Annotated in this window: 20 protein-coding genes, 1 tRNA gene and 2 riboswitches; of the genes, 8 read left to right on the top strand and 13 right to left on the bottom strand. The window is 63.7% G+C overall.

Annotation, left to right across the window (positions count from 1 at the left end; genetic code table 11):
* Positions 1–28: 28 nt before the first annotated feature.
* Positions 29–1,669, bottom strand: a complete 1,641-nt coding sequence (locus tag JWQ24_RS09065) for a lysine--tRNA ligase (protein WP_299806820.1) — start codon at positions 1,667–1,669, stop codon at positions 29–31.
* Between the two features lie 126 nt (positions 1,670–1,795).
* Entirely contained in the window at positions 1,796–2,716 is a 921-nt protein-coding gene (locus JWQ24_RS09060) for a transporter substrate-binding domain-containing protein (RefSeq protein ID WP_299806818.1), read from the bottom strand.
* A gap of 38 nt (positions 2,717–2,754) precedes the next feature.
* Here JWQ24_RS09060 and JWQ24_RS09055 point away from each other — a divergent pair, with 38 nt between their 5' ends.
* The gene (locus JWQ24_RS09055; protein WP_299806817.1) at positions 2,755–4,779 is read left to right on the top strand and encodes a glycosyltransferase family 2 protein; all 2,025 of its coding nucleotides are present in this window, start codon (positions 2,755–2,757) and stop codon (positions 4,777–4,779) included.
* On the opposite strand, the gene JWQ24_RS09050 is transcribed toward JWQ24_RS09055, so the two are convergent.
* Together JWQ24_RS09050 and JWQ24_RS09045 are read right to left on the bottom strand one after the other, a co-directional pair.
* Complete coding sequence (locus JWQ24_RS09050) at positions 4,770–5,363, bottom strand: SCO family protein (RefSeq protein ID WP_299806816.1); 594 nt, start codon at positions 5,361–5,363, stop codon at positions 4,770–4,772. The genes JWQ24_RS09055 and JWQ24_RS09050 overlap by 10 nt on opposite strands.
* A gap of 125 nt (positions 5,364–5,488) precedes the next feature.
* Positions 5,489–5,947, bottom strand: coding sequence for a hypothetical protein (locus tag JWQ24_RS09045; RefSeq protein ID WP_299806815.1), 459 nt, complete (start codon positions 5,945–5,947; stop codon positions 5,489–5,491).
* A 254-nt stretch (positions 5,948–6,201) separates the two neighbouring features.
* Between JWQ24_RS09045 and JWQ24_RS09040 the strand changes: the two genes are divergently transcribed.
* On the top strand, positions 6,202–7,860 hold the full coding sequence (locus JWQ24_RS09040) for an FAD-binding dehydrogenase (RefSeq protein ID WP_299806813.1): 1,659 nt from the start codon (positions 6,202–6,204) through the stop codon (positions 7,858–7,860).
* Between the two features lie 180 nt (positions 7,861–8,040).
* On the opposite strand, the gene metE is transcribed toward JWQ24_RS09040, so the two are convergent.
* Together metE and JWQ24_RS09030 are read right to left on the bottom strand one after the other, a co-directional pair.
* Positions 8,041–10,386 (bottom strand): 5-methyltetrahydropteroyltriglutamate--homocysteine S-methyltransferase, encoded by a 2,346-nt coding sequence (gene metE, locus JWQ24_RS09035; RefSeq protein WP_299806812.1) that lies wholly within the window; start codon positions 10,384–10,386, stop codon positions 8,041–8,043.
* Between the two features lie 107 nt (positions 10,387–10,493).
* A riboswitch (cobalamin riboswitch) is annotated at positions 10,494–10,709 on the bottom strand.
* Between the two features lie 302 nt (positions 10,710–11,011).
* Positions 11,012–11,085: transfer RNA gene (locus tag JWQ24_RS09030), tRNA-Gly, on the bottom strand.
* 198 nt (positions 11,086–11,283) lie between these two features.
* Here JWQ24_RS09030 and JWQ24_RS09025 point away from each other — a divergent pair.
* Complete coding sequence (locus JWQ24_RS09025) at positions 11,284–11,862, top strand: methylated-DNA--[protein]-cysteine S-methyltransferase (RefSeq protein WP_299806811.1); 579 nt, start codon at positions 11,284–11,286, stop codon at positions 11,860–11,862.
* Positions 11,863–11,867: 5 nt separating this feature from the next.
* Here the strand turns inward: JWQ24_RS09025 and JWQ24_RS09020 are convergent, their stop codons facing one another.
* Positions 11,868–13,313, bottom strand: a complete 1,446-nt coding sequence (locus tag JWQ24_RS09020; protein WP_299806810.1) for an MATE family efflux transporter — start codon at positions 13,311–13,313, stop codon at positions 11,868–11,870.
* Positions 13,314–13,384: 71 nt separating this feature from the next.
* Between JWQ24_RS09020 and JWQ24_RS09015 the strand changes: the two genes are divergently transcribed.
* The 3 genes from JWQ24_RS09015 (at position 13,385) to JWQ24_RS09005 (ending at position 16,236) form a co-directional block, all read left to right on the top strand.
* Positions 13,385–13,513 carry a hypothetical protein gene (locus tag JWQ24_RS09015; RefSeq protein WP_299806809.1) on the top strand — a complete coding sequence of 43 codons (129 nt, stop codon included), beginning with the start codon at positions 13,385–13,387 and terminating at the stop codon, positions 13,511–13,513.
* Positions 13,514–13,566: 53 nt separating this feature from the next.
* Positions 13,567–14,907: a sorbosone dehydrogenase family protein gene (locus JWQ24_RS09010; RefSeq protein WP_299806807.1), complete on the top strand. Its 1,341-nt coding sequence runs from the start codon at positions 13,567–13,569 to the stop codon at positions 14,905–14,907.
* Between the two features lie 474 nt (positions 14,908–15,381).
* The gene (locus JWQ24_RS09005) at positions 15,382–16,236 is read left to right on the top strand and encodes an SDR family oxidoreductase (protein WP_299806805.1); all 855 of its coding nucleotides are present in this window, start codon (positions 15,382–15,384) and stop codon (positions 16,234–16,236) included.
* 150 nt (positions 16,237–16,386) lie between these two features.
* Here the strand turns inward: JWQ24_RS09005 and JWQ24_RS09000 are convergent, their stop codons facing one another.
* Together JWQ24_RS09000 and JWQ24_RS08995 are read right to left on the bottom strand one after the other, a co-directional pair.
* Positions 16,387–16,629: a DUF2171 domain-containing protein gene (locus JWQ24_RS09000; protein WP_299806803.1), complete on the bottom strand. Its 243-nt coding sequence runs from the start codon at positions 16,627–16,629 to the stop codon at positions 16,387–16,389.
* Between the two features lie 117 nt (positions 16,630–16,746).
* Positions 16,747–17,853 carry a 2'-deoxycytidine 5'-triphosphate deaminase gene (locus JWQ24_RS08995; protein ID WP_299806801.1) on the bottom strand — a complete coding sequence of 369 codons (1,107 nt, stop codon included), beginning with the start codon at positions 17,851–17,853 and terminating at the stop codon, positions 16,747–16,749.
* Between the two features lie 91 nt (positions 17,854–17,944).
* Positions 17,945–18,024, top strand: a riboswitch (SAM riboswitch).
* 66 nt (positions 18,025–18,090) lie between these two features.
* Here JWQ24_RS08995 and JWQ24_RS08990 point away from each other — a divergent pair.
* The gene (locus tag JWQ24_RS08990) at positions 18,091–19,281 is read left to right on the top strand and encodes an O-succinylhomoserine sulfhydrylase (protein ID WP_299806799.1); all 1,191 of its coding nucleotides are present in this window, start codon (positions 18,091–18,093) and stop codon (positions 19,279–19,281) included.
* A gap of 190 nt (positions 19,282–19,471) precedes the next feature.
* Here the strand turns inward: JWQ24_RS08990 and JWQ24_RS08985 are convergent, their stop codons facing one another.
* The 3 genes from JWQ24_RS08985 to JWQ24_RS08975 form a co-directional block, all read right to left on the bottom strand.
* Positions 19,472–20,299 (bottom strand): SGNH/GDSL hydrolase family protein, encoded by an 828-nt coding sequence (locus tag JWQ24_RS08985; protein ID WP_299806797.1) that lies wholly within the window; start codon positions 20,297–20,299, stop codon positions 19,472–19,474.
* Between the two features lie 104 nt (positions 20,300–20,403).
* Complete coding sequence (locus tag JWQ24_RS08980; protein WP_299806795.1) at positions 20,404–21,162, bottom strand: SGNH/GDSL hydrolase family protein; 759 nt, start codon at positions 21,160–21,162, stop codon at positions 20,404–20,406.
* Positions 21,159–22,400 (bottom strand): OpgC domain-containing protein, encoded by a 1,242-nt coding sequence (locus JWQ24_RS08975; protein ID WP_299806793.1) that lies wholly within the window; start codon positions 22,398–22,400, stop codon positions 21,159–21,161. Before JWQ24_RS08975 ends, JWQ24_RS08980 begins: the two co-directional genes overlap by 4 nt.
* A gap of 230 nt (positions 22,401–22,630) precedes the next feature.
* Here JWQ24_RS08975 and apaG point away from each other — a divergent pair, with 230 nt between their 5' ends.
* Entirely contained in the window at positions 22,631–23,023 is a 393-nt protein-coding gene (gene apaG / locus JWQ24_RS08970; RefSeq protein WP_299806791.1) for a Co2+/Mg2+ efflux protein ApaG, read from the top strand.
* A 900-nt stretch (positions 23,024–23,923) separates the two neighbouring features.
* Here the strand turns inward: apaG and JWQ24_RS08965 are convergent.
* Positions 23,924–25,990: an EAL domain-containing protein gene (locus tag JWQ24_RS08965; protein ID WP_299806789.1), complete on the bottom strand. Its 2,067-nt coding sequence runs from the start codon at positions 25,988–25,990 to the stop codon at positions 23,924–23,926.
* Positions 25,991–26,143: the final 153 nt, after the last annotated feature.

Raw genomic sequence — 26,143 nt, 5'->3', positions numbered from 1 at the left:
CCTTTTGAGGGGGAGGGCAAGAAAGAAACTACGCGCTTCGGGCCAGCGCGCCGTCGATCATGCCGATCGCATTGTTCACGCCATAGACCGCGACGAACGAGCCGAAGCGCGGGCCTTTTTCCTGGCCGAGCAGCACCTGGTACAGCATGTTGAACCAGTCGAGCGCGACACCGGGCCGGCCGTCCTTGGCCAGTTTCTTGTGGTCGAGGAAGGGATCGCGGCGGCCGATCTCGTAGACCGCATTCTGGATGTCTTCCGGCGTCGCTTCCGCTGGCAGTTGCGACAGCGCGTCGCGCAGGTCCTGCAGCGCCACGCGCTCGACCTCGGTCGGTTCGCGGAACGTCTTGGTCGGTGCGACGAAGTCGCGATAGTAGTTGATGGCATAGCCGACCATCGCATCGAGACGCGGATGGGTTTGCGCCGACACGCCCGGCCGGTAGCGGCGAATGAAGCCCCACAGCGTCTCGGCATTCTCGGCATTGGACGACGACACCAGCGTCAGCAGCAACTGGAACGTGACCGGCATTTCCGCCACGGGTGGCGCGCCGGCATGGATGTGCCAGGCCGGATTCGACAGCTGCTGCTTGCCGTCCTGCCGGGCATAGCCTTCGACGAACTGCTGGTACTCGTCGACATTGCGCGGGATCACGTCGAAGAACAGGCGCTTGGCCGCCTTCGGCTCGCGGTACATGAACAGCGACAGCGATTCCGGCGAGGCATAGCGCAGCCATTCGTCGATGGTCAGGCCGTTGCCCTTCGACTTGGAAATCTTGCCGCCCTTGTCGTCGAGGAAAAGCTCATAGATGAAGCTTTCCGGCGGCGTGCCACCGAGTGCCGAGCAGATCTTGCTGGACAGCTTCACCGAGTCGATCAGATCCTTGCCGGCCATTTCATAGTCGATGCCGAGCGCGGCCCAGCGCATCGCCCAGTCGGCCTTCCACTGGCACTTCACATGGCCGCCGGTGACCGGCGTCTCGACCTCTTCATGGGTGTCGGGATCGACATAGGTGATGGTGCCGGCGCCGACGTCGCGGCGGATCATCGGCACTTGCAGCACCACGCCGGTGGTCTTGCTGATCGGCAGAAACGGCGAATAGGTGGCGCGGCGATCCGGGCCCAGCGTCGGCAGGATCACGTCCATGACCTTGTCATAGACCGCGAGCATCTTCAGCAGCGTGGCGTCGAAACGGCCAGATGTGTAGTAGTCGGTGGACGAGGCGAATTCGTAATCGAAGCCGAAATGATCCAGAAACGCGCGCAGCCGCGCATTGTTCGCGGCGCCGAACGACCCGTGCTCGCTGCCAAAGGGGTCCGGCACGCGCGACAGCGGCTTGCCCAGATACGCGGTCAGCATCTCCTTGTTCGGCACGTTGTCCGGCACCTTGCGCAACCCGTCCATGTCGTCGGAGAACGCGATCAGGCGGGTCTTGATCTTGTCGTCGGTGAGCACGCGAAAGGCATGGCGAACCATCGTGGTGCGCGCCACCTCGCCAAAGGTACCGATATGCGGCAGACCCGAGGGGCCGTAGCCGGTCTCGAACAGTACTTCGTCTTTCGGCTTCTTTTTCAGCCGCGCCACAAGCGCCTTCGCCTGTTCGAACGGCCAGGCGTTGGAAGTTTCGGCAAGCGCGCGCAGGTCGCTGGCGCTGGGTAGATCAGTCGTGGACATCAATGGGCCTCCGGGCCGCGGCATTTTCTTAGTCTGAGCATGGTCTTGTCCGAAAACCGGCACCCACTTTTCGGGACCATGCTCTAGCGGCTCCGCAACCAAATGCCAAACCGCCGGTAAGTGATTTCAGAACGGGCTGACGGAAAAATACCGCAGCCACAGGTCGGTGTAGCGGCCTTTTTCCCAGACCCGGAACAGCGCCCAGTTCAGCGCCTGGCGCAGCGTGTCATTGCCCTTGCGGACGGCGATGCCGATGCCCTCGCCGAAATAGCGGCTTTCGACGAAGGGGCCGCCGCTGAAGGCGCAGCAATCGGTCGAATCCGTGCCGTTGATCCAGAACGCCAGCGAGATCGCGTCGCCAAAGATGAAGTCGACCTCGCTGCGCTTCAGGGCCTGGCGCAGCGCGTCGTCATTCGGATACGACGTCAGCACGGCATCGGTGAACATCGCCTTGAGAAAGGCCTCGTGCGAGGAGCCGGCGATGGCGCCGACCTTCCTGCCCTCGAGATATTCCGGCCGGATTTCCGCCATGCCGGCATTCTTGCGCGACACGAAACGCGCCGGCGCGCGGTAATAGGGGTCGGTGAAATCAACCCGGGCGCGGATCTGCGGCGTCACCGCGATGGAGGCGATGATGGCGTCGCCGCGGTTGCTGGAGATGGCGTCGAGCAGCGTTTCGAAGCGCCGCATCTGCACCGTGCAGGTGATTTTGATCTCCTCGCACAGCAACCGCGCCAGATCGACGTTGAAGCCGGCCGGATTGCCGTCAGGGCCGGTGAAATTGAACGGCGGGTAATCGGTCTCGGTGAGGAAGCGGATCACGGTGATGCGCGACAGGTCTGGCCGGTCGGGACGCCGCCGCGGATCCCAGAACCCCGGCACCGCCTGCGGCCCCGGCTGCACTACCGGCGCTGCGGTCTGCGCCCGCGCGGGAGCCGGCATCATCGACGCCAGGCACGCCGCCAGCATCAGGCCGGCCAGCGGCAACGCGGCGCGGAACGGCCTGACCAGCCTCATCTTGATGGCGCTCACTATCTGTGGTTGCATGACACCGCATTCCGATTGCCGGTCTTATAGACCATCCGGTGCCGGAGGCGAGTGCCGTTTGCGTTAGGGGGCGTTGCGTGGCCCAACCGGACCATGTTGCAGAGGCGGGAATACGCCAGGGCCGGCCGCGGGCAGCAGAGCCTGCGCCATCCCGTCAATTGCCGGCATTTCTCGCAGCCACGCCTCATGCCTTCTCCAGCAACGACAACCACAGCCATTTCCTCGACCACGGCCCGGCCGATGAACTGGATTGCCTGCGCCGCACGCTGGCGCCGGAATTACTCAAGGCAGCCGAAACCCGCGCGCGCGAGCTGGGGATTGGAGCGGACCAGGTTCTGATCCGACAAGGTGTGATCGACGAGGCGAGCTATCTGCAGCACCTGTCGCACCACACCGGCATCGCGCTCGATGACCTGTCTTTTTTGGACCGCCAGCACGTGCCGCTGCGGGACGACCAGATTCCCTATGCCGCCATCACCGGGATCATCCCGATGCGCGACAACGGCCGGCTGATCTGGGCGATTGCCCCGCGCGGGCTGACCGCGCGCGCGATAAGCCGGCTGGCGGCCGAGCATCCTGATGTGACGCCAAATATCCGTATGGCCCCCGCGGCTTCCATGCTGCAATTCCTGACCCGGCAGAGCGGAGCAGCGCTGGGCCGGATAGCTGCACTCGGCCTTCACGACGCCTGTCCCATGATGTCCGCGGCACCCGCCATCCGGCGCGGCGGACCATGGCAGGGGCGTCTCCGCCGCGGGGGCGCTGTGGCCGCTGCTGCGGCGTTGCCGCCGATCGTCATGCCTGACGTTTTCACCAGCCTGCTGGCCCTCTGGTTTATCGGCTTCGCGTCACTGCGCTTTGCCGGTGCCGTGTGGCACCGACCCAGGCTCCGGCAGCGCCCAATGGCCCCCGACAGGTGGCTGCCGACCTATTCCATCATTGCGGCGCTGTATCGCGAGGCCAGTTCGGTCGCGCCATTGATGCAGGCGATCGAGGCACTCGACTACCCCCGCGAAAAACTCGACGTGCTCTTGGTGGTCGAGCCTGACGATCTTGCGACCCGCGCAGCCATCGCCCGACTGGGACCGATGCCGCACGTGCAGCTTCTGGTCGCGCCAGCGCGTGGCCCGCAGACCAAACCGAAGGCGCTGAACTGGGCGCTTCCCTTCGTGCGCGGCAGCTTCGTCGCGGTGTTCGACGCGGAAGATCGCCCCGAGCCCGGCCAGTTACGTGCCGCGCTCGATAACTTTCGTGATGGAGGCGAAAAGATCGCCTGCGCGCAGGCCAGCCTGTGCATCGACAACGAGACGCATTCCTGGTTGTCGCGAATGTTCGCCACCGAATATGCCGGGCAGTTCGATGTCGTGCTACCCGGCTTGAGCGCAATGCAATTGCCCTTGCCGCTCGGAGGATCGTCGAACCATTTTCGCACGCATGTGCTGCGCGAAGTCGGTGGCTGGGACGCCTATAACGTCACCGAAGATGCGGATCTGGGCTTTCGCCTCGCCCGCCGCGGATACCGCTCCGTGACCTTTTCCTCCACGACCTTCGAGGAGGCGCCGATCCGCTTCGGCAGCTGGCTGCGGCAACGCTCGCGCTGGATGAAGGGCTGGCTGCAAACCTGGTGCGTCCATATGCGCCGCCCCCGCAAGTTGTGGCGCGATCTCGGTCCAGGTGGTTTCGTCGCCATCAACCTCGTAGCCGGCGGCAATCTGCTGACTGCAATGGCCTGCCCGTTGCTGTTCTACCTGCTGCTGACCGACGCATTGTCGGAGAAGACGACCGCATGGCCGTGGCTGCACTTCACGGCCATCACCACCGCCTGCGCTTCAACCATCACAGTCGGACTGATGGGCCTGAGCCGCCGCCACCGTCTGCGCGAAGCGTGGATTCTTGTGCTGACGCCCTTGTACTGGAGTTGCCTGTCAATCGCGGCGTGGCGCGCCGTCCTGCACTATGTCTGGAATCCCTATCACTGGGAGAAGACCGAGCACGGTGTGGCGAAGCGGCGCAATGCCGCCGCCGTTTCTCGCGGGCGCCCCGCCCGCAGATCTCACATATAGCGCTTTAGATCCAACGCCGCTTCTTCCGGCTTGCGCTTCAAATTGAACGGCGAGACGAACTTGCCGTCGCGGTCCATCAGGTAGATCAGCGCGGTGTGGTCCATCGTGTAGTCGCCATCCTTGAGCGGCACCTTCTTGGCGTAGACGCGGAAGCTCGAGATCACCTTGGCGACCGCGGCCTCGTCACCGGTGAGGCCCTTGAGGTGCGGATCGAAGCTCGACAGATAGTCCTTCATCGCCGCGGCGGTATCGCGCTCGGGGTCGACGGAAACGAACCAGGCGTTGACGCTGTCGGCGTCTTTGCCCATCGCGCGCAGCACTTCGGAAATTTCGAACAGCGAAGTCGGGCAAACGTCCGGGCAATGCGTGAAACCGAAGAAGATCAGCGTCGGCTTGCCCTTCAGATTCTTCTCGGTGACGGTCTGGCCGGACTGGTCGGTCAACTGGAACGCGCCGCCGATCGAAGCCGCCGCGGTGACGCCGCCGAAGCCGCCGGCCAGCCACAGCACCACCAGCAATCCCGCCGCGAGGCTGCCGGCAAATGCCGCAATCAGGACCAGCGGCCGAGTCATACGATCCGTCATGAAATGTTCCCGGTCAGCCCCGTGCCGCCTGCCCCCGTCAGATAGGGCCAGATGCGCAAACGAGCAAGCACCGAAGGTGCCGCAGGGATAACGTGATGGATCACGTCATGCTGAACCGGACGCGTTCAGCGCGAGGCGGACGCCTGCGCGTTCAGGTAACAGGGCTTGTACATGCCGGTCAGCTGGCGGCCGCGCAGGAAGATCATGTTCGGCGTCAAGCCGCCGCGATGGGCGATCCAGCGCCTGACAGCGGTGGGGTACATCGCATAGAGCATCTGCGTCGCTTCGCGGTTGGTGACGGCGCGGCCATTGCGGCCGAAATCCCAGGCGGCGTGAAAGCCGAGATTGGCGTTCGAGGTCACGCAGATCCGGTCATGCGGCACGGCGCCGAGCACGATGGTGCAGGCGGAGGCGCACAGCCCGTCGATCACCACGGTCTCGCCGGAGCTGCGCAGGTCCTGATATTTGTCGACATAGGTCCCGATCCGTCCGCCGCGATCGTCGGAAATCCGGACCACCGCGTGGCTGGCGCCAACGCCAGCGAACAGCACCATGGCCGCGAGCAATCCCGTAACGAACTTCATGACCAGCCCCGATTCGACAACCTGATCCGTGTCTGCCTGCGTTGCGATGCAAGACACTGTCAGCGTGTTGCCAGATCGGTTCTTTGTCCAGATGGCCGGGGGGCCCGCCGCGCAATTCAAATCGAGTGTTGCACGCAAGATGCACATGCGCCCACGAGGTCCCGGACGGGAACATCACATTATCGCGCGCAATTCCATTTGACGGTGGAGAGCGCCGCGCGCTTCAATCTCCATTAACAAATGGGGGAGACGAAATGGCTGGGGATGCTGATGTGATCGTGGTCGGCGGCGGGCTCGCCGGCCTGGTCGCCGCGACGGAAATCGCCGACGCCGGCCGGCGCGTCATCGTGCTCGATCAGGAAGCCGAACAGAATCTGGGCGGTCAGGCCTTCTGGTCGTTCGGCGGATTGTTCCTGGTGGATTCGCCAGAGCAGCGCCGGCTCGGCATCAAGGATTCCTACGATCTGGCGATGCAGGACTGGATCGGCTCGGCCGGCTTCGACCGCGATGACGATCACTGGCCGCGACGCTGGGCCGAAGCCTATGTCGGCTTCGCCGCCGGCGAAAAGCGCGATTGGCTGCGCGCGATGGGACACCGCATCTTCCCGGTGATCGGCTGGGCCGAACGCGGCGGCTATGACGCGATGAGCCACGGCAATTCGGTGCCGCGCTTCCACGTCACTTGGGGCACCGGCCCCGGCGTGCTCGAACCCTTCGTGCGCCGCGCGCGCGAGGCCGAGCAGAGGGGGTTGCTGACGTTCAAGTTCCGTCACCGCGTCGATGCACTCAGCGTCACCCGCGGCATTGTCGACGGCGTCAGCGGCGCGATCCTGGAGCCGACCGACGTGGCGCGCGGCGTCAGTTCTTCGCGCGAGGTCATCGGCGACTTCACGCTGCGGGCGTCCGCAGTGATCGTCGCCTCCGGCGGCATCGGCGGCAACCATGCGATGGTGCGGCAGAACTGGCCGCAGCGGCTGGGCGCGCCGCCGAAGCGGATGATCTCCGGCGTGCCCGAACATGTCGACGCCCGCATGATCGGCATCACGGAGGCCGCCGGCGCGCGGCTGATCAACAGGGACCGGATGTGGCACTATGTCGAGGGCATCCAGAACTGGAATCCGATCTGGCCGATGCATGGCATCCGCATCCTGCCCGGGCCGTCCTCGATGTGGTTCGATGCCACCGGCAAGCGACTGCCCTCGCCGCTATTCCCCGGCTCCGACACGCTCGGCCAGTTGCAATACATCCAGTCCACCGGCCACGACTATTCGTGGTTCGTGCTGACGCAAGCGATCATCAAGAAGGAGTTTGCGCTGTCCGGCTCGGAGCAAAATCCCGACCTCACCGGCAAGAGCTGGCTGATGACCGCACGCCGCGCCACCAACAAGGGCGCGCCGGCGCCGGTTGAGGCCTTCAAGGATAACGGCGTCGATTTCATCGTGCGCGACAATCTCGACGACCTCGTCGTCGCGATGAACGCGCTGAGCGGCGACCACCTGCTGGATGTCGCGCAGATACGCACGCAGATCGAGGCGCGCGACCGCGCCATCAGTAATCCCTACGTCAAGGATACGCAGGTGATGAACATCCACAACGCGCGCAAATATATCGGCGACCGCCTGATCCGCACCGCGAAGCCGCACCGCATTCTCGACCCCGCGCACGGCCCCTTAATCGCGGTGCGCCTCAACATCCTCACGCGCAAGACGCTCGGCGGTTTCGAGACCGATCTCGACGGCCGCGTGTTCGGCCAGCACGGCGAGATCATGCCGGGACTTTATGCAGCCGGCGAAGCCTCGGGCTTCGGCGGCGGCGGCATGCACGGCTACCGCTCGCTGGAAGGCACGTTTCTTGGCGGCTGCCTGTTCACCGGCCGCCAGGCGGGGCGGTCGGCGGCGAAGGCGGTGGGTTGAAGCAACAGTATGGGTGCGCGCCTTTGACGAAAAATGCTCCGCCAACTTTCTGAGCTGCATCAACGATATTGGCGCTGAAGCACGAAGCCGGGGCGCGCGGTGGCCGGCACACGCTCGCACCAGCTGGCGCGAGCGTGTCGACGTTTCCCCGGGGCCGAAACCAGCCCCGCCCTGCTACATTCAGCGCGGCATGGCGCGAATCAGGCGGGCGGCGGCCACCATGTTCACAAGAGCCGGCGCAACCTCCTCCCATTTCCGGGTTTTCAATCCGCAATCCGGATTGATCCAAAGCTGGTCATCGGCGAGCCGCTGCCGCGCCAGTTGGAGAAGGTCTGTCATCTCAACGACCTCGGGTACCCGCGGAGAGTGGATATCGTAAACACCCGGACCAATCTCATTGGGATATTTGTAGGTCTTGAAGGCGTCGAGCAATTCCATCTTGGAGCGCGATGTTTCGATCGAAATGACGTCGGCATCCATCGCTCCGATCGCGTCGATGATGTCGTTGAACTCGGAGTAGCACATGTGGGTATGAATCTGCGTTTCGCTGCGCGCGCCCGACGAACAGATCCGGAAGCTCGCAACGGCCCAATCGAGATAACCTTTCCACTCCACGCGACGCAGGGGTAGTCCTTCGCGTAGCGCCGCCTCGTCGATCTGAATCATCCTTGCGCCGGCCTTCTCCAGATCCGCAACCTCGTCCCGTATCGCCAGCGCTATCTGCAGGCAGGACGCGCTTCGTGGCATATCGTCCCGCACGAACGACCAGTTGAGGATCGTCACCGGGCCGGTCAGCATGCCCTTCATCGGCTTCGTTGTCAGAGACTGCGCGTATTTCCACCATTCGACCGTCATCGGCTTCGGGCGCGACACGTCGCCGAACAGGATCGGCGGGCGGACGCAGCGCGAACCGTAGCTCTGCACCCAGCCGTTCTCGGTGAAAGCAAATCCCGCCAGTTGCTCGCCGAAGTACTGCACCATGTCGTTACGCTCGAATTCACCGTGAACGAGAACATCGAGACCAATCTCTTCCTGCCAGCGCACTGCACGTGCCGTCTCTTCATACAGAAACGCGTTGTAATCCGCATCGCTCAGGAGCCCCTTGGCATGGGAAGCGCGTGCCTTTCGAACCTCGGGCGTCTGCGGGAATGAACCGATCGTCGTGGTCGGGAATGCCGGAAGGTTAAAGCCGGCACGCTGTACCTTAGCGCGTTCGCCAAATGCAGCCTCGCGCCGCTCCATATCCGTCGTGAGCGCGGCAACCCGCTTTGCCACCACGGCATCGTGCACTTTCGGCGAGGCTTTCCGCGCAGCAGCGGCAGCGGCCGAGGCCGTCAGGGCGTCCTTGACCGAAGCGTGATCTCCGGACAGGGCCTTGCCGAGCGTCGCAAGCTCGCTCATTTTCTGAAGCGAGAAGGCGAGCCATGTCCGGAGCTCCGGATCGAGCGCGGTCTCACGGTCGAGGTCTATAGGAACATGCAGCAGGGAGCACGACGGCGCGATCTGGATGTTGCCGGCGCCGCGCGCGGCCACGGCCGCTTCGAGACGACTGACAACAGAAGGCAGGTTCGCCCTCCAGATGTTGCGCCCGTCGATCGCCCCCAGCGACAGGACGAGTCCCTCCGGGGCAGTTGTCAGAACGTCGTGCAGTTGATCGGGCGCACGGAGCAGATCGACATGGAGCCCGGCAACCGGCAGGGACAGCGCCGTCGCCAGGTTGTCGCCGAGACCGCCGAAATAGGTGGTCAGCATGATTTTCAGTTGCGGCACGTTCTTCGCAAAGGTCGCATATGCGACGCGCAACGCATCGAGCGCAGCCTCGTCGAGATCCAGCACCAGGCATGGTTCGTCCAACTGGACCCAGTCGGCGCCTTCCGCAGCGAGCCGGCCGAGCAGTTCGGTATAGACCGGCAGCAGATCCGACAGCAGCGAGAGCGGGTCCAGCGACGCATCCTTGCTCTTGCCCAGCTTCAGAAAGGTGACAGGGCCGAGCAGTACGGGCCGGGTGCGATGACCAAGCGCCAGAGCCTCGCGATACTCATCCACCGGCTTTGACGAAGACAGGGCGAACTTTTGCCCCTGAGAGAATTCCGGCACCATGTAATGATAGTTGGTGTCGAACCACTTCGTCATTTCCTGCGCCGGCACGCCATTTCCATGCCCGTGCGCATGCGCGCAGGCCGGGTCTGACACGCCCGCCTCAGCCCCGCGCGCCATCGCAAAGTAGGTCGCGAGCGGCACCGGTCCGCCGTCCCAGCCATAGATCGAGGGAATAGCCCCGACCAGAACGCTGGTATCGAGAACCTGGTCGTAGAGTGAAAAATCATTCGACGGTATGACTGTCACGCCGAGCACCCTCTGGCGTGCCCAGTTGGCGGCACGAAGCTCGGCAGCCGTGGCCATCAGCGCCTTCTCGTCGGACCTGCCCGACCAGTAACTTTCCAGCGCGGTCTTGAGTTCACGGCGCGGACCGATCCGCGGCGTACCGAGTGTTGCAACGGCTATTGAGGAAGTGGAATTCAACATGGCTTAACCCCGAAGTTTGGGGGCAAAAGGCCAAGGTGACACGTCTGGACTCCAGACGGATTTATGCCGTCAGAGTCGCAACCGCACCACCGGGACACCCCGCCCGTGGACGTACATTTTGTCGAGGCAGGTCTCCTGGCTCACGGGTCAACGCTGCTGTCCGTCTTCCCAACGCTTGCGCGTCAGTGACATGAATGGACAGCGGCTCACCGCTTACAGTTGCGGGGGCAGCGCCGGAATGACTGCTTTAAGCTGCAGCGCACCGGCTTCCCTCTTAGCTCCGGGCCAAACGAGCCCGCAGAACCACGACGCCGCCAGTTAAGGTGAACTGAAAACACAGTCAACCCGGGACATTCAACGACGCCTGCCGAACAAAGCGGCGAGGAAATTTGACAGGATTGCTTCGCGATCTTGTTTTCCGCAGCGAACCGACAGACGTGGCTTGTGGAATTGACCCGCGAGACAGAGCGCGCACGGTCCGGCGCCGAAGCGGCCGGCGATGCCGGACAGAAGGTGATATCTCGATCCGGTCGCCGAATGCGGGCAACTGCACGGCGTGATCGCGAGGGTCCGCAGGTGCTGGCGTAGTTCAAGCGTACGGAAAATGAACTGCGGATGCGCGCTGTGGAGCGGGCGGAGGGAATCGAACCCTCGTATGCAGCTTGGGAAGCTGCCGTTCTACCATTGAACTACGCCCGCATCGTCACAGTGCCATCATCTAGCCGAGACTGGTCGATACGCCAAGCCGCTTCTGGAAAAGCCGCTTGATGAAAAAGCTCCTTGATCAAAAAGCCGATGGATGAAAAGCCGATTAAGGACGGATCGTCGCGGCAAAATATCTGGCGGCGGGCAGATTCCGGATGACGCCCCGGCTTGGGCTGTTATCATCGCGCCGGAATGGCAGCGCGTGAGTACACATTTTTTGACACGTCGGTGGGCCGATGCGGAATCGCATGGGGCCGAAGCGGAATTGTGGGCGTGCGGCTGCCGGAAGCCCGCGAGATCGAGACGCGGCGGCGCCTGCTGCTGCAGTTTCCCGAGGCCCGCGAGGTCACCCCGCCGGTCGATATCGAGCTGGCCATCGAGGGCATCGTCGCGTTACTGCGCGGCGCACCCTGCGACCTCTCCGACGTGCCGCTCGACCTGGCCGGCGTGGCGCCGTTCCACCGCCGTGTCTACGACACCGTGAGGTTGATCCCCTATGGCCAGACCCGCACCCATGCCGAATTGGCTGCCCGCCTCGGCACCAGCGGCGCGGTGCATGCGGTCGGCCAGGCGATCAATCGAAATCCCTTCGCCATTTTGGTGCCGTGCCATCGCACGCTGGTAACCGCCGGCCACACCAGCGGCTTTGCCGGCAATGCCGGCATCGTCACCCGGGCCCGGCTGCTCGGGATCGAGGGCGCGCTGGACGACCGCCGGCCGACCTTGTTCGACGCGCTGCTGTCCGCGGCGCCACCGCAGGCACAGGGCTAGCCGCTTTACGACAACACCGGCCGCACCTTGGGCACCGGGCCGGACTTCGAGCCCCACGGCGTCAGCAGCACGCTGAGCGCGGAGAGGCCGCCAAGCACCACCATCGACGCCGCCGCGAGCCAGAACAGGCTGCGGCTGCCGGCATCGATCGACAACAGATACCAGCCGCCGATGCCGATGAAGACCAGCCGGGCGGTTTGCGCCAGCACCGGGCCGAGAACCCTGGCTGCGCCCTGCGACGAGAAATAGGTCGCCGTCGACAGGCCAAGGAAGGCGTACATCGGGGCCGCGACGGCGAGATATTGCTGGCTGGCCGTGCGGACGGCAGCATCCCCGGTGAACAGGTTAACCCACAGATCCGGATAGATCGCGATCAGCGTGCCGAGCAGGCCGACCACCACGAACGACATCGAAGCAGCGGTCCAGGCGATGCGGCGCGCGCGCGCCACGCGGCCGGCGCCGATCGCCATACCGATCATCGGCACCGAGGCGACGCCGACCGCGAAAGCCAGCGTCGTCAGCAGGAACTCCAGCCGCGCGCCGATGCCGTAGCCGGCCAGCACTTCGGTGCCGTATTGCGCCAGCATGTGGGTGAAGATCGTGATGGTCAGCACCGATTGCAGCGGCGAAAAACAGGCGATGGCGCCGACCTTGAGGATGTCGAAGAACATACCGCGCTGGATACGAAAGCTGCGCGGCATCGGCCGCACCCGGGCGCGGCCGGAGAACACGTACCAGCCCATGATCGCGGCGCCGATGCTGTAGGCGATCAGCGAGCCCGCAGCGACCCCCGGCATGCCGAATTGCGGCACCGGGCCGAGGCCGAGGCCGAGTACGCCGCCGAGGATGATCTGCAGCACCGCCGAATTCAGCGTGATGGCTGACGGCAGCTTCATGTTGCCGGTGCCGCGCAGGATCGAGGCGAAGGTGTTCATCAGCCAGGGAATGACGCCACCGGCGAAGAAGATCGCGATATAGCCCGTCGCCTGCGACAGCACGCTGCCGCGCCCGCCCAGCGCTTGCAGCAGGAATGGCCCGAACGCCAGCATGCCGATCGTAAAAACCAGACCGAGGCAGATGCCGATCATCAGCGCGTGCGCCGCCAGCGTCGAGGCGCGATCGTGGTCACCGGCACCGAGCGCGCGCGCGATCGCTGAGGACACGCCGCCGCCCATCGCGCCGCCGGACATCGTCATGGTCAGGATCACGAACGGAAACACCAGCGCCATCGCCGCCAGCGATTCAGTGCCGAGCCGGCCGATATAAGAGGTCTCCGCGATCACCACGAGCGTGCCGGCGGACAACGCCACGACGTTCGGCCACGTCAGCCGCAGCAGCGTCGGCAGAATTGCGTGATCGAGCAGCGCGTTCTTTGCAGGAGCGGCCAGGTCCGGCAGCGGCTGCATTTCGGCGTCGGGCACGGCCAACCCGGCGACGGTGATTTCGGACATGCGTTTCCTCGCGCGGCCCGATCATGATAGCCGGGCACGTGCCGTTCCTAGCATCGATCCGCGGCGACGCCATGCCCGCCCACGCATGGGCCCGCGGCAATCGCGCATCCCGCAACGCGGTACAGTCTGACGCGTATCGCGCCGTGTTCACACCGAAGGGCTTCACGCCGAAGAGCTTCACGTCGAAGTCATGGGCGTGATCTGAACGATCTCGCATCTGCCGCATTTGATCCGGGCAATCAGAGGAAGATCGATGCGTAATAATTTTCTTCTATCCGCCTGTCTCGTCGCTTTGGCGGCTCCATTAGCCGCCTGCGGCGAGCAAGCCACCCAGACCTCCGGGCAGGATTTCGGCGGCTCGCCGACGCTGGTCGATCCCGTCCACTCGCTCATCCCCACCGTCAACATCGCCACTCCCACCGGCTGGCCACAGGGCGTCAAGCCGGTGGCCGCGAGCGGCATCGCCGTCAACGCCTTTGCCAGCGGGCTCGACCATCCCCGCACGCTCTACGTGCTGCCGAACGGCGACGTGCTGGTGGCAGAGACCAACGCGCCGCCAAGGCCGGATGACAGCAAGGGCATCAAGGGCTGGGTGACGAAGATGGTGATGGGCCGCGCCGGCGCCGGCGTGCCCAGCGCCAACCGCATCTCGCTGCTGCGCGACGCCGATGGCGATGGCGTGGCGGAGACCAAGACGGCGTTTCTCGAAGGGCTGAACTCGCCGTTCGGCATGGTGCTGGTTGGTAACGAGTTCTTCGTCGCCAATTCCGACGCCGTGGTGAAATTTCCTTACAAGACCGGCGACACCAAGATCACCGCCGCAGCAGTGAAGGTCGCCGACCTGCCCGGCGGCACCATCAATCATCACTGGACCAAGGACCTTACCGCCAGCCCGGACGGCACGAAGCTGTACGCTACCGTCGGCTCTAACAGCAACGTCGCCGAGAACGGCATCGAGGCCGAGAAGGACCGCGCCGGCATTCTGGAAATCGACCGGGCGACCGGAAAATCCCACGTCTTCGCCTCCGGGCTGCGCAATCCGAACGGCCCGTCGTGGCAGCCGCAAAGCGGTGCATTGTGGGTCACGGTCAACGAGCGCGACGAGATCGGCAGCGACCTGGTGCCGGACTACATGACCTCGGTGAAGGACGGCGGCTTCTATGGCTGGCCCTATAGCTGGTACGGCCAGCACGTCGACGTCCGCGTCGACCCGCAGCGGCCGGACCTTGTGGCCAAGGCGATCGTGCCGGATTACGCGCTCGGCGCGCATACCGCTTCGCTGGGCCTGACCTTCAACACCGGCGACCTGTTCCCGGCCGAGATGAAGAACGGCGCTTTCGTCGGCCAGCACGGCTCATGGAACCGGACACCGCGCAGCGGCTACAAGGTGATCTTCGTGCCGTTCAAAATGGGCAAGCCCAGCGGCCCGCCGCAGGACGTGCTGACCGGCTTCCTCAATGACAATGGCGACGCGCAGGGCCGTCCGGTCGGCGTCAGGATCGACAGCAAGGGCGCGCTGCTGGTCGCCGACGACGTCGGCAACATGGTCTGGCGCGTCACGCCGTCAGGCGCCGCCGCGGTGTCGGCACGGTAAGCGATTGTTGCAAGCGACAAGAGGCCTCCGGATTCCGGGGGCCTCTTCATGGAACGGCGGACGACAGCTTCTCCCGTTTCGTGGTAGCTTCGCTCACCGGGGTGCCGTAGCGGCAACGGGAGTCCGTGTCCGTGATGTCCACACCACCGTCCGTCGTGCCGGGGAAGACTGTCCTCGACGAGGACGACCTCTACGCTTGGGCGAACCGGCAGGCTGCCGTGCTGCGCGCATCGTCTGGACGAACCCGACCTTGATCGCAAGCTCGAGGCCGCGAAGGAAGCCGGTTACAGCTATGGCCGTGACCGCGCTTCGGGCGAGACCGACATCGCGATCGAGCGATTTCCCGAGAAATTGCCTTATGACTGACACGATATCACCGGGCGTGCGTTCAGGATCGACACGCCGCGCGAATAAGGTTGGTATCGTCTTCGCCTGAAATGATTGAGAGTTCGGGAAGTTCACACAGGAGTTGGCGTGCGTCTATTCGTGTTCGGGCTTGGCTACAGCGTACGTCGCTTCATCGATCACCATGCGGAGCGTTTCACGGCGATCTCGGGCACGGTTCGGACGGCGGAGAAGCAGCACGCGCTGCGAGGTTCGCGCTGCATGCCGTTACTGTTTGGCGCGGACCATTCCGATCCGGCGATCGCCGAACACATCGCCCGTGCCGACTTGCTGCTGGTCTCGGTGCCGCCCGGCGCCTCCGGCGACCCGGTGCTGGCGGCGTTCGACGCGCAGATCGCGGCGAGCGGCGTGCGGCGGATCGTTTATCTCTCGACCATCGGCGTCTATGCCGATCACGGCGGCAACTGGATCGACGAGAGTGCGGCGATGTCCGGCGACGGGCGCCGCAAGCAGCGCATCGACGCCGAGGCTGCGTGGCTGGCCGCGCCCGGGAAACGCACCTCGGTGCTGCGGCTGGCCGGCATCTACGGTCCCGGCCGCAATGCGCTGCGAAATCTCCGGGCCGGTACGGCGCGGCGGATCGTCAAGCCCGACCAGGTGTTCAACCGCATCCATGTCGAGGACGTCGCGCGTGCGATCGACAAGGCATTTGCCTTTGACCGGGCCGGCATCTGGAATGTGTGCGATGACGAGCCGGGACCGCCGCAGGATGTGATTGCTTACGCTGCGACGCTGATGGGAATGTCAGCGCCGCCCGAACAATCCTTCGACGATACCGAGATGAGTCCGATGGCGCGCAGCTTCTACGCCACCAGCAACCGGGTCTCGAATGCCCGCATGAAGCGCGAAATGGGCATCGAACTGGCGTTCCCGAATTACCGCGATGGACTCACGGCGCTGTGGCAGTCGGGCGAAGGCAAGTAACCATCAAACTGTCATCCCGGGATGTACTGCGGTCGGCGCAGCCGGCCGGAGGGCAGACCCGAAATGACCGGTGAAATGGGCAAGCCCATCCACGCAAAACGCGGCGGACCTTCTCGGTCCGCCGCTCGGGTCTCACTAAATCGCTAAAAGCTACTTTTCCTCTTCCATGGTCACGGCGACATCCGCATTGGCGGACAGCCGGACCTTGTTGCCTTCGACTTCCGCGACGAGGCTGCCGTCGATGAAGTGGTGATGGCCCTTGTGGTGGCCTTCGCCGCTGTCCTTCTTGGTCAGCTTGATGCGGCCGCCCTCGAAGTGATCGACGGTGCCAACGTGAACGCCGTCGGCGCCGATAACTTCCATATGTTCTTTGATGCCTGCGATGCCGGTCATGTCGAATTCCTTGCTCGGGACGGGCGCATATAACGCGCGAGGCCCGTTCCGGTTCGATTGGCAGGGAACATTGCGCCCTTCAAGTGGGCCAAGACCCGAATTAGGGACCCCCGGTCCCTAAACCTTGAAATGCTTCGACAGTTTCAGGCTCTGGCCCTGATAGTTCGAGCCGATGCGCTGGCCGTAGAGCGCGTCGGGGCGGGACAGCATTCTCTCGTAGACGAGGCGGCCGACGATCTGGCCGTGCTCGAGAATGAACGGCACCTCGCGGGAGCGGACTTCGAGCACGGCGCGCGAACCGCGGCCGCCGGCGCCGTCATGGCCGAAGCCGGGGTCGAAGAAGCCGGCGTAGTGCACCCGGAATTCGCCGACGAGGGGATCAAACGGCACCATTTCGGCGGCATAGTCCGGCGGCACCTGAACGGCTTCCTTGGACGCCAGAATATAGAACTCGCCGGGATCGAGGATCAGCGTGCCGTCCCGGCGCGCCACGATCGGCTCCCAGAACTCATTGACCGCGTAGCCCGAGCGGCGGTCGATATCGACGACACCGGTATGGCGCTTGGCGCGGTAGCCCACGAAGCCGGTTTCGTTGTCGCCGGACAGGTCAACCGACAGCGCCACGCCGTTGTTGAGATCGGCCTCGTCGCTGTCGACCAGCGGCTCCAGCGCATGCAGGTCTTCCAGCGCCTCGTTGTCGAGGATGGCGTCGCCGACGCGGAAACGCACCTGCGACAGCCGCGAGCCTTCGCGCAGCAAGACAGGAAATGTCTTCGGGCTGATCTCGGCATAGAGCGGGCCGTGATAGCCGGCGCCGATCACGTCGAAGCGCCGCGTGCCGTCGGCGATTACCCGGGTGAAGACGTCGAGGCGGCCGGTGGAGCTTTTCGGATTGGCCGAGGCGAAGATATTCGGCGGCAGCGCCAGGCTCTCGATCAACGGCACGATATAGACGCAGTTGGTTTCCAGCACTGCACCGTCCGACAGATCGATCTCATGCAGCTTCAGCTCGTCGATGCGCTCGGCCACCGTCGTGTTCGGGCCCGGCAGGAAGCTGGCGCGGACGCGGTAGGCGATGTCGCCGAGCCGCAGATCGAGGCTGGCCGGCTGGATCTGGCTTTCGACAAAGGGATAGGCCGGCAGGATCAGGCCGGCATCGGCCATCGCCGCAATCATGCGGTCGGGCAAAATACCATCGGCGTCGGGCGGCAGGGTGAACGGCACAGGTTGATCCTCGTCGCGTCCAGATCAAACGCGATTTCATCGGTTATCGCACCCCCGGCTTGACGGAAAGGGCGACCGGGAATATGCACATGACTTATCCCGTGGTGATTTGAGCCGGCCGGCTTGCAGCCACGTTAAACAAGTCGCTAAACAGGCCGGGGACACGTGTGATCCCGGCCGTTGGACGTTTGTCCTGGCCGGTTTTTTTGTGGCTTTCGCAGCCACGATGGAGGTCACATGTCTGAGAAGTCCGCCGCCGCTTACCGCCCCGAAACCCGGCTCGTCCATGCCGGCATGCTGCGCTCGCAATTCGGCGAGACTTCCGAAGCGTTGTTCCTGACCCAAGGCTTCGTCTACGAGACCGCCGAATTGTGCGAAGCGCGCTTCAAAGGCGAGGACCCCGGCTTCATCTATTCGCGGTTTTCCAATCCGAACACCTCGATGTTTGAAAGCCGCATGATCGACCTCGAAGGCGCCGAGGCCGGCCGCGCCACCGCCACCGGCATGGCGGCCGTGACCGCAGCGATCCTGGCGCCGCTGCGGATTGGCGATCACGTGGTCGCGTCCAAACAGTTGTTCGGCTCGTGCCGCTACGTCATCGAGGATCTGCTGCCGCGCTACGGCATCGAATTCACGCTGGTCGACGGCCTCGATCTCGACGCGTGGCAGAAGGCGATGCGCCCCAATACCAAGACCTGCTTCCTTGAAAGCCCGACCAATCCCACGCTCGACGTGCTCGACATACCGGCGATCGCCGCAATCGCGCATGCCGGCGGCTCCAGGCTGATTGTCGACAACGTGTTTGCGACGCCGATCTGGCAGAGCCCGCTTACGCTCGGCGCCGACGTCGTGGTGTATTCGGCGACCAAGCACATCGACGGCCAGGGAAGATGCCTCGGCGGCATTATCCTCGGCTCGAAGGATTTCATCGCCGAGCACATCCACAACTACCTGCGCCAGACCGGGCCGGCGATCTCGCCGTTCAACGCCTGGGTGCTGGTGAAGGGGCTGGAAACGCTGGCGATCCGCGTCAAGCAGCAGACCGAGACCGCGGGCGCGCTGGCCGATGCACTGGCCTCGCATCCAAAGGTCACGCGGCTGATCTATCCCGGCCGCGCCGATCATCCGCAGGCGGCTCTGGTGAAGAAGCAGATGCGCGCCGGCTCGACGCTGATCGGCTTCGAGATCGACGGCGGCAAGGCGGCGGCGTTCCGCTTCCTCAACGAACTCAAGCTGACGCGAATCTCCAACAACCTTGGCGACTCCAAGAGCCTGATCACGCATCCGGCCACTACCACACATCAGCGGCTGCCGATCGATGTCCGCGCGGAACTGGGCATCAGCGAAGGTTTCGTACGGTTCTCCGCCGGGCTCGAGCACAAGGACGACCTGCTCGAGGATATGGAAGCCGCGCTGAAAAAGGCGTGAGGCAGCCACTACACACCGCTGTCATCCCGGCCAAGCGAGCAGAGCGAGCGCAGCGCCGGGATCCATAGCCTCCGTCTCCTCGATGGAAGCTAAGGCTGTGGCTACAATCTTCGTTATCACAAGCTCGGTGTTTGTGGGTCCCGGATCAGCGTTCGCTTGCGCTCACTTGTCCGGGACGCCCCCCGTGGCGCTACATCGGCTTCTGCGCGTGCACACTCGACGGCACGTTGACGCCGTACTTGATCTGGCCGACCGACTTGATGATGTTGTCGCCAAGCAACTGCGCGAAGCAGGCGTAGCCCCAGTCGTTCATGTGCAGGCCGTCGGCTATGACAAAGCTGTCGAATGCCATCTGCTGACCCTCGTGCCATTCCCGCATCACTTCGAAGCGCGGGAAGATGCCGACATGGCGCAGCGCCGCGACCTTGTTGAGCATCGCGATCATCTTGCTGGCGCTTTCTGGCTTCTGATTCACCGCCGGCGAATATTGCGGATCGACCAGCACCAGATCGGTGCCGGCCGCCTGGATTCTCCCGATGCCGTCTTCGACCATGTTGGCGGTATCGCCGGGATCGAGGTTGCGCAGCACGGCGTTGGTGCCGACCTGCCAGATCACCAGATCCGGCTTCGCATTGATGACCTCGTTCTGCAGCCGCGCCATCATTTCCGGCGCATCCTCACCGCCCTTGCCACGATTGAGCACGGTAATGTTGGCGGTCGGATAGGCGCGATGCAATTGCGCCGCCAGCCTGTTGGGATAAGTAAACTCCGGCGCCGACGAACCGAAGCCCTCCGTCGAGGACGACCCGAAGGCGATGATCACGACCGGCTCGCCGGCGGCGAGCTTGCCGGCCACGCGCGACAGCGTACCCATCGCGTGCGCACCGGCTTTCGGCGAGCGGCACGGCACCCGGCTGAAGATATCGGCGGCGGACTTGGCAACTTCCTTGACCTTGTCGATCGTCTTGCCGGCCACGCCCTTCTGCGGCACGTCCAGTTCATTGGTTGCCACGGTCATCACCACGCCCTGCGCGAGGACGGGCGATAGCTGGGTGGTTAGCATCAGAGCGGATATGACCAAAGGGAACATCGCGCGACGGGACAAAAAGCTTAACTCAAACATTAACGCTGAATCCTCAACTCCGCTGGATTGACGTGTGCCGCATCGATCAGAAACGTCGATAGCGCGCGTGCGAGGCAATCGTGAACCCGCTTGGCAAGCTCGAGGCCGGGCGATGCGCTGAACAGATCGAAATCACCGGCCTCATTCCATTGCCGCATGATGGCAAAGCGATCGAACAACGGAGCGTCGTGCTGCTGCGCCACCACACGCATGTTATCTAGGTACGCCGAGCCGGAAATCATCGTTTCAGTGCGCGGACTGTACTGAAGATTCATTAAAACAACGTCGGTTCCCGCCGATTTCATGGCTGCCACGCCCTCATCGAGGGCATTGCGGAAATCGTCGGCATCCACGGACCGCATCGCGTCATAGGTTCCGGTCTGCCAGATCACCAGATCCGGCTTGCGCTCCTCGACGAGCTTTCCCAGCGTCGGCGCCAGTTCCTCGGCGGTCTTCTTGGGGTACATCTCCAGTGTCACATTGGTCTCGACGCCCGGAAGCTTCTCGCGCAGCACGGCCTGCAAGCGGCCCGGATAGGCCGCGGAACTGTCGGACGCGCCGATCACCGAGGAACGGCTGCCTATCACGAGGATATTGAGCTTGCCGCCCGGCTTCACCACGCCGGCAACCTTGGGAAGCCGGCTTTCGGAGGTCAAAAGGTAGGCCGGAACCTCGCAGACCGGAACGGCGGCGTCTTCAGCGCGCACGGGTGTCGTGACCAAAAGCCCGGCCAGCATCGTGAGCCAGATTGCCCTCATGCTCCCCCTCCCGCGAAATCGGCATTGGCGTCGGCGCTTTTCGCGCGCGTTCCGCCCTTGGCCGCGACGCGCTTGTACCACGAAAACACCCAAGCCGCTGCCGACATGATGAAGATCCCGAAGATGCTGACAATCAGGTGCATCCAGGGACCGCCGGCCACCTCCGCCAGCACGAAATGGCCGGCGAAAGCTAGGAACACGCCGATGCAGAAAATTTCGAGCGAATGCTGGCCACATAACACCATCGGCCGTAGCCAGGGCGATTTCAGCCCCGGCCAGTCCTTCTTGAGGAACCGGACGGTAATTGCCGCCAGCGCCAGGAAATGCGCGAAACGCAATACGTCGAGATCGGTCTTGTTGATCGGATACATCCACTGCTCGATGAAGCGGGGCAACAGATGGTGGATCTGCGGGATGTACCAGGTCAGCGTCACCCAGAACGCCGCCAGCAAATAGGCGACGCAGATCCACAGTGTTACCTGCGAAGAAAGAATTCTGGACATCCGCCGGGCGCCGCCGAGCGCACACCAGGCGCCAAACACGAACAGCAACTGCCAGGCAAACGGATTGAACGCCCAGACCCCGTTAGGATAGGCCGGGAGGTACAGGTCGAATTCCCAGGTCAGCGCATACAGCGCCACCGACAGCGCCAGCGTCAGGTCCGCCCGGCGCCGCATTAACCAGAGAATGGGCGGCAGGAACAACATCAGCACGATATATAGCGGCAACACGTCCATGTTCACCGGGCGAAATTTCAGCAACAGCGCCTGAACGATGGTCACATCGGGCTGCTTGAGGAAATCCAGGATGCCCATTTCTTCTGAATAAAGCGGGTTCTCGAAGCTGGTGGCGACATAGGAGATTTCCGCCAGAAAGATCGTGAACAGGAAGACGTGGGCGACATAAATCTGCCAGACCCGTTTGAAGATTCGGGCCGAGGCCACTACCGTGCCCTGCTCCAGCATCGCGCGGCCATAGACGAAGGCGGCGGTATAGCCGGAGATGAAGATGAATATTTCGGTGGCGTCGCTGAAGCCGTAATTGCGGATCGTGAACCAGGTCAGGATGTTCGGCGGCAGGTGGTCGATGAAGATCAGCCACAGCGCCAGCCCGCGGAACAGGTCGAGCCGCAACTCGCGCTCGCCCACTACGGGCAATGTCACCGCATCGGCACGCGGCTTCGCCGGCACAGCAGGCGGGGTCGGCTCCGCGGCAATCGGTTCGGCAACGGAGGTCATCGGGCAGCGCTCAACGTGATCGACTCGCAGTATGCTTGGTCATGAAAGAAATGATCGGCCCGTAAGTTGCAAGCCAAATGCTTCCTGCAGACCGATGCCGCGGCGTCACACCACGGCGAGACGGTATGCTGGAACTATGTTGAAACAACGATCCGCCGCGCTTTCCATCGATTTGGCGCAGCCGGTGATTTTAGCTATCATCCAGCGACAATTTGAACGATGACAGGGTCATGTACCGCGCCGTAACCCGCCAGATCGAAGTCACCGTCGAGCCGAACTTCCTGCCGGAACGTTCGTCGCTGGAGAAGCGCCAGTTTTTCTGGTCCTACACCGTGGTAATCACCAATGCCGGCGCCGAGACCGTGCAGCTCAAGACCCGGCACTGGCTGATCACTGACGCCTCCGGCCGCTTGCAGGAATTTCGCGGCGAGGGCGTGGTCGGCGAACAGCCGGTGCTCGCGCCGGGCGAACGCTTTGAATATACCTCCGGTGTCCCCTTGCCGACCGCCTCCGGCTTCATGGAAGGCAGCTACCAGATGGTCACCGACAGCGGCGAACCGTTCGACATCGACGTGCCCGCGTTTTCGCTGGATGGCCCGGACAACAAACGCACCCTGAACTAGGCGCACTTTTCCCTCTCCCCCGTCATTGCGAGGGGTTCTTGCGACGGAGCAATCCAGTCCTTCGCTTGCGACCTTCTGGATTGCCGCGTCGCGGAGTTTATCATCGGGCCGGCGAAGCCTGACCCGTTGGCTCATCGCAATGACGGGGGAGGCCGGCGGATCAATCGCCGCCATAAGCATTGAGCCCCAGTGCTCGTTTGTTCTCCTGGAACGAACAGGGGACGGTATTTTGAGACCGCCGAGAGATTAAGATTTCCTCTCCGCCCACAGATGCGCCCGCGAAAAAACGCGAGCTCCCGAATCAGCAGTCCAGCGTGTTGTCGCGTCCCCATTCCGACGGATGTCGGGCGTGATCGTCCCATTGCTGTTGCTGGTGCTTGATGTAAGCGGGCACCAGCGCGCCCAGCGCCTCGATCAGCACCACGGATTTTTCCAGCGCACGAATCGCGGCCTGCATCGCATGGGGATTGGCAGCGCCGTCCGGCGCGCAGGAACGGCTGCTGGTTTTCCCGGCAACGACCGACCCGGCACCATGCAGGCCTCGGCGTTGCACACCTATCTGCATCGTTTCGCCGTCAGCGCCGGGCAGCGCGTCGCGATCTTCACGACCTCGAACGATGGCTGGCGCAGCGCGTTCGATCTTAGCCAGGCCGGTGTTGCGGTTGCCGCGGGGTATCGCCGGTTGAAGTCCGTGACAGTGATCGACTGTAGCGGCGGCACGCACGCCATCGCCGCCGATACGCTCGGCGTATCAGGTGGCTGGACGCCGAGCGTCGGCATCGCCACGCATCTCGGCGGCAAGGCGGACTGGGCCGAGGCAAAGTCGGCTTTCCTTTGCAACGAGGTACCAAAGGGGATGCAGATCGTCGGCGCCGCGGCAGCGCGATGGAGGCGTCGTAATTATTGCAGCGTCGGCTCGGCAGGGATGATCGCATCGGGCGCCAGCGGCAGGCCGGGGAGCCTTGGCCGATGCGAGGCGATCGCTTTCGCCGGATGCAACTGGCCGATCCATTCGATCATTGCGTGCTGCGGCTTCGGACGGCCGAGAAAATAGCCCTGCATCGCGGGGCACCCCAAATCCAGCAACTTGTAGAGATCTGCTGCGGTTTCAACGCCCTCGGCCACCACCTCGAACTTGAACGACTGCGCCAGATTCAGCACCGCCAGTACCAGCGCCTGGTGTTCGGGCGAACCGGCAATGCCGGTGACGAAGCCGCGATCGATCTTGACGCGGTTGACGTGCAGCTGTCGCAACACGCCGAGCGAGGAATAGCCAACGCCAAAATCGTCGATCGCGATCTGAACCCCGGCACCGGACAGAGCCATCAGCTTGCCCTGAACGGCCTGCAAGTTCATCGCGACTTCTTCGGTGATCTCGATCTCCAGCATCGCCGGCGGCAGATCATGCTTCTTCAGCTTCGCCAGAATCAGTTCGTCGATCGGCAGTTGGGTCATTTCGCGGGGCGAGACATTCACCGCCACCCGGACCTGCGGCAGCCCCATCGCCTGCAACGTCTGCATCATGCTGCAGACATCGTTGAGGAGGAACCGCATCAACGCCTCCGAGAGGCCGGCCAGTGAAGCCACCGCGACCAGCTCTTGCGGCGGAATCCAGCCGAGCCTCGGGTGGTTCCAGCGAAGCAGCGCCTCCAGGCTGTTGAGGCTGAGCCCGCCTTCGCCTAGAATCGGCTGATACCAGACTTCAAGCTCGTCGTCCGCCAGCGCCTTGCCGAGGTCGCGTTCGACATCGCGACGCATTTCCAGCCGCGCGCGGAGACGGTCATCGAACACATGATAGCGATTGCGCCCGCCGTCCTTCGCCGCGTAGAGCGCGACGTCGGCGCAAACGAGAAGTTCGTCGATATCGACACGCGATGACCGGCAAATGCCGATGCTGACGCCGACACCGCCCCTCTCGACCGCAGAAAACGGTGCCCCGATCGACGCGATCAGCCGCATCGCCAGCGCCTCGGGTTCGCGTGGATCCACGACGGCGAACAGCACACCGAATTCGTCGCCACCGATCCGCGCAACCGTGAAGCGTTCAGGAAGTTCCTCGCGCAACCGGATTGCGACCTCAACCAGGAGCTTGTCGCCAGCACTGTGGCCGAAGGCGTCGTTGATCGACTTGAACCCGTCGAGATCGAGCAACATCAGGCAGAAACCCGATGCATCGCCGCGAATACGGCGCCGCGCTTCATCGAGGAATCCGCTGCGGTTGAGTAATCCTGTCAAAGCGTCGTGCGAGGCGCGGTAGCGCATCTCCTCGGCAACTTTCCTCGCATCGTCGTTAGCTATCTCCAGCGAGTGCGACATTGCCGTGGCCTCGTTCTTCAGCCGGCTGTTTTCGCGAAAAGCGACCTCACTGCCATGCGACGAGCGGATCAGAGCGAGCAGGTACAACAACATGGCGGCGGCCAGGCAGTTGCGATCGAAGCCGCCGACATAGATCAGACAACCGATCGCGGCCAGCAGCGGCGGCGTGATGAAGCAGATCGGAATCCGCGAATAGGCAAAGCCGTGGGTGACGGCGCCGGCAGTGATGCCGCACTGGATGGCGATATAGAACAGGGTTTGCGGCGACGTGTAGCCGTCGCACAACACCGGGATGAAGGCCCACACCACGCCCGACAGCAACGCTATCACGCAATGCGCCTGCAACTGCTGTTCGCTCGTCCAGCCGCGCGGGTCGGTTGCCGTCGCCAGGGGCATCCGGACCAGCAAGAAGCGCAGCAGGTTCACCGCGCTGGACGCAGCGAACCAGACGGCGCCCTCGGCGACGACCCCGGCATTCCACGCCACCAGCACGGAGGCGATGCCGAGCAGGACGTTGACAGGGATCGACATCAGCACGGTGCGGCGAACGGCCAGTATCTGATCGGCGCGGATCAGTTGCTGCAGCGACCATTCGTCGTGCGTGCGCGCGGTTGCACGGATGGAACTTTGTATCGGATACGAGATCGGCATTTGCCGACTATAAGCGGCCGGCAACAAAGACGCATGTCCGCCAGGGCGATAGAGGACGGCGCAGTTAACGTGGCCATAACGCATCGGCGCTGCACGCAGGCGGCGGTAGCACCCGACCGTTTAGGCTGGCTTCTCAGGCGCCGCGGCACGGTC

This window comes from Tardiphaga sp. (genome assembly GCF_028290495.1).
Lineage (GTDB): Bacteria > Pseudomonadota > Alphaproteobacteria > Rhizobiales > Xanthobacteraceae > Tardiphaga.
Note: the sequence above shows the minus strand (reverse complement) of the source record. Positions and strands in the feature narration are given on the sequence as shown.

What these genes read in the sequence shown, in the direction of transcription:
- JWQ24_RS09050 (WP_299806816.1), bottom strand. Translation starts at nt 5,363, where the DNA reads ATGACGGATCGTATGACTCGGCCGCTGGTCCTGATTGCGGCATTTGCC.
- JWQ24_RS08965 (WP_299806789.1), bottom strand. Translation starts at nt 25,990, where the DNA reads ATGCCGATCTCGTATCCGATACAAAGTTCCATCCGTGCAACCGCGCGC.
- JWQ24_RS09045 (WP_299806815.1), bottom strand. Translation starts at nt 5,947, where the DNA reads ATGAAGTTCGTTACGGGATTGCTCGCGGCCATGGTGCTGTTCGCTGGC.
- JWQ24_RS08980 (WP_299806795.1), bottom strand. Translation starts at nt 21,162, where the DNA reads ATGAGGGCAATCTGGCTCACGATGCTGGCCGGGCTTTTGGTCACGACA.
- JWQ24_RS09040 (WP_299806813.1), top strand. Translation starts at nt 6,202, where the DNA reads ATGGCTGGGGATGCTGATGTGATCGTGGTCGGCGGCGGGCTCGCCGGC.
- JWQ24_RS09060 (WP_299806818.1), bottom strand. Translation starts at nt 2,716, where the DNA reads ATGCAACCACAGATAGTGAGCGCCATCAAGATGAGGCTGGTCAGGCCG.
- JWQ24_RS08990 (WP_299806799.1), top strand. Translation starts at nt 18,091, where the DNA reads ATGTCTGAGAAGTCCGCCGCCGCTTACCGCCCCGAAACCCGGCTCGTC.
- JWQ24_RS08985 (WP_299806797.1), bottom strand. Translation starts at nt 20,299, where the DNA reads ATGACCGTGGCAACCAATGAACTGGACGTGCCGCAGAAGGGCGTGGCC.
- apaG (WP_299806791.1), top strand. Translation starts at nt 22,631, where the DNA reads ATGTACCGCGCCGTAACCCGCCAGATCGAAGTCACCGTCGAGCCGAAC.
- JWQ24_RS09020 (WP_299806810.1), bottom strand. Translation starts at nt 13,313, where the DNA reads ATGTCCGAAATCACCGTCGCCGGGTTGGCCGTGCCCGACGCCGAAATG.
- JWQ24_RS08975 (WP_299806793.1), bottom strand. Translation starts at nt 22,400, where the DNA reads ATGACCTCCGTTGCCGAACCGATTGCCGCGGAGCCGACCCCGCCTGCT.
- JWQ24_RS09025 (WP_299806811.1), top strand. Translation starts at nt 11,284, where the DNA reads ATGGCAGCGCGTGAGTACACATTTTTTGACACGTCGGTGGGCCGATGC.
- JWQ24_RS09010 (WP_299806807.1), top strand. Translation starts at nt 13,567, where the DNA reads ATGCGTAATAATTTTCTTCTATCCGCCTGTCTCGTCGCTTTGGCGGCT.
- JWQ24_RS09015 (WP_299806809.1), top strand. Translation starts at nt 13,385, where the DNA reads ATGCCCGCCCACGCATGGGCCCGCGGCAATCGCGCATCCCGCAACGCG.
- JWQ24_RS09000 (WP_299806803.1), bottom strand. Translation starts at nt 16,629, where the DNA reads ATGACCGGCATCGCAGGCATCAAAGAACATATGGAAGTTATCGGCGCC.
- JWQ24_RS09065 (WP_299806820.1), bottom strand. Translation starts at nt 1,669, where the DNA reads ATGTCCACGACTGATCTACCCAGCGCCAGCGACCTGCGCGCGCTTGCC.
- metE (WP_299806812.1), bottom strand. Translation starts at nt 10,386, where the DNA reads ATGTTGAATTCCACTTCCTCAATAGCCGTTGCAACACTCGGTACGCCG.